This window comes from Rhodococcus sp. CX, assembly GCF_015865005.1.
Lineage (GTDB): Bacteria > Actinomycetota > Actinomycetes > Mycobacteriales > Mycobacteriaceae > Rhodococcus.
Genome location: NZ_JADZGH010000187.1, coordinates 1 through 2,369, shown reverse-complemented (window position 1 = coordinate 2,369; position 2,369 = coordinate 1). Strand labels below are relative to the sequence as shown.

Here is a 2,369-nt window from a genome sequence, read left to right as displayed (position 1 = left end):
GCCGTACGTCTCGGTCCTGGTACTGGTTGCGGCGGCGTCGTTCGCGGTGTCACTGTCCTGGACCCGCACGCTGCCGCCGTGGGCGTTCTTCTCCCTGCCGTCTCGGGCGTGGGAGTTGGCCGTCGGTGGCCTGGTCGCGCTGTCCGTCCCGCTGTGGCGCCGACTGCCGGGTCTCCTCGCGGCCACCGCAGGATGGGCCGGGCTGGCCCTGATCGTCCTCGCCTGCGTGCGTCTGGGCGAAACGACCCCTTATCCGGGCACGGCAGCCCTGCTGCCCGTACTGGGTACGGCGCTGGTGATCGGCGCAGGCTGTGCGTCGCCCCGACTGGGTGTCGGACGCGGATTGTCGCTGCGGCCGATGCGCGCGCTCGGACGCCTGTCGTACTCCTGGTACCTGTGGCACTGGCCCCTGCTGATCCTCACGCCGGCATTCCTCGACCGCGACCTCGGGGTGGTCGGTCGTCTGGCTGTGGTGACGCTCGCCGCCGGGCTCGCCGCGCTCACGCTGACGGCGGTGGAGAACCCCCTCCGGTTTGCACTCCCCCTGCGCCGCTCGGCTTCCCGCAGTCTCGGTGTCGGGGCAGCGATCACCGCGCTCAGCGTCTGCGTGTGTCTGGTGCTGCTGGTGCTGCGGCCGGTTCCGGTCGGCCACGGGGAGGCCGCCGCGGCGCTGACGGTCTCTGCGCCGACGCAGGATCCGGCGCCCACGGCCGACCCGCACGATGGTGCCGTACGGGAACTGACCGCACAGGTTCAGGCCGCGGTCGCGGCGACGGCGGGACCGGCTGCCGTCCCGTCGAACCTGTCCCCGTCACTGGCCGATGCGCCGTCCGGCAAGCCGGATGTGTTCCTCAACGGCTGTGTGCGCTCGTGGCTGGAGGTCGGACAGGACGAGTGCGCGTCGGGTGACATCACGTCACCGATCACGGTGGCGCTGGTAGGTGACTCGCACGCCGCGATGTGGGCTCCGGCGTTCGAATCGGTTGCCGTGGAACGGCGGTGGCGGCTGGAAACCCTGGGCAAGGTCACCTGTCCACTGCTGGACCTGTCGTTGACGAGCCCGTACCTGGGGCGCGAGTACACCGAGTGCGAGCAGTGGCGCGGGGAGATCGTCTCGCGGTTGCAGGAGGAGAGACCACAACTCGTCGTGCTGAGCATGTCTCGCCGATACGGCGGCGACTTCGGTTTCACCACGTACGGCCCGGAGTGGCAGGACAGCCTGACCCGCATGGTTGCCCAACTCCGGGCGACCGGCGCGAAGGTCCTCGTCCTCGGCCCGGTGCCGGATCCGCACGCGGTGGTGCCGACGTGCCTGTCCGAGCACATCGACGATGCGACGGCCTGCGCACCGGAGCGGTCGATGGCACTGAACGCTGCCGGCGTCGCCGCCGAGGCCGCGGCCACTGCTGCCGGCGGCGGGGAGTATGCCGACCTCACCGAGCTGTTCTGCACCGCCGAGAGTTGCCCGGTGATCGTCGGAAACGGCCTGGTGTTCCGCGACGACAACCACCTCACGATCGAGCACGCCCAAGCGTTGGCTCCCGTCGTCGGCGCACTCGCGGACCGGGCTCTGGCCCCGCGCTAGGGTTCCGTCGGATCAGGGCGATCGGCAACGGCGCGGTCGGGTAGGGGCTCGAGCCGGAGTGGTGAACGGCATGGCGCCGTTCGGCCGGGGTGGGCAAACCCGGACCCCTGGGCCGACATCCCGATCGGTGCGGGCGTGGGACTGTCGACCGGCGCCAGGTGGTCTTCGGCTTCGGTCGTCCGTCCAGAGTCGGCCCCTGCGTGTACGCCGTCGAACGACACCGGCAGCGACGGAAGAAGCTGTGGCACCGATTCCGGCGGGGACGGCGCCGACCTCCCCTCCTTCCACGAAAGCGAGCACACTGAGAGGTAGTAAGCACGCCGAGGGACAGCAAGTAAGGCGAGCGGTATGAGTACACAACAGAATTCACATGGCCGGGCCGCACCGGACGAGCCGCACCGTCGGGGCGCGGCGAGCGACCGGAAGTCCACGAACAGCGGCAACGCGACGGCAGCCACCGCACCCCGCACGGGAGTCCGTTCACCGAAGGCGGCGACGAGGACGAAGGCGTCCCCCGAGACGCCTTCGGCGCGAGCCCCCCACAAGGAATCGGCCGGCCCGAGGTCGACCGCACCGCAACGCGGCCAACCGTCAAGGGTAGAACCACCGTCTCGTCGGAAACGAACAGATGTCGCGTCCGGCACGTCGGCTCCGACCACGCGCCGTGCGCGAGAGCGATCCGACAGTGCCGTGCCGCGAAAGCATCCCCAGGCGGAGCCGACCACCACGAATCCGGCCACACGGAAACGTCCCCGAAAGGAGGGGACCCGCCCGCCCGCGCACC

The 2,369-nt window shown here is 70.6% G+C and carries 1 protein-coding gene; it reads left to right on the top strand.

The window, feature by feature from the left end; genetic code table 11:
* On the top strand, positions 1–1,585 hold a 1,585-nt coding region (locus tag I0Q12_RS20160; RefSeq protein ID WP_231611068.1), incomplete at its 5' end, for an acyltransferase family protein.
* Positions 1,586–2,369 lie beyond the last annotated feature (784 nt).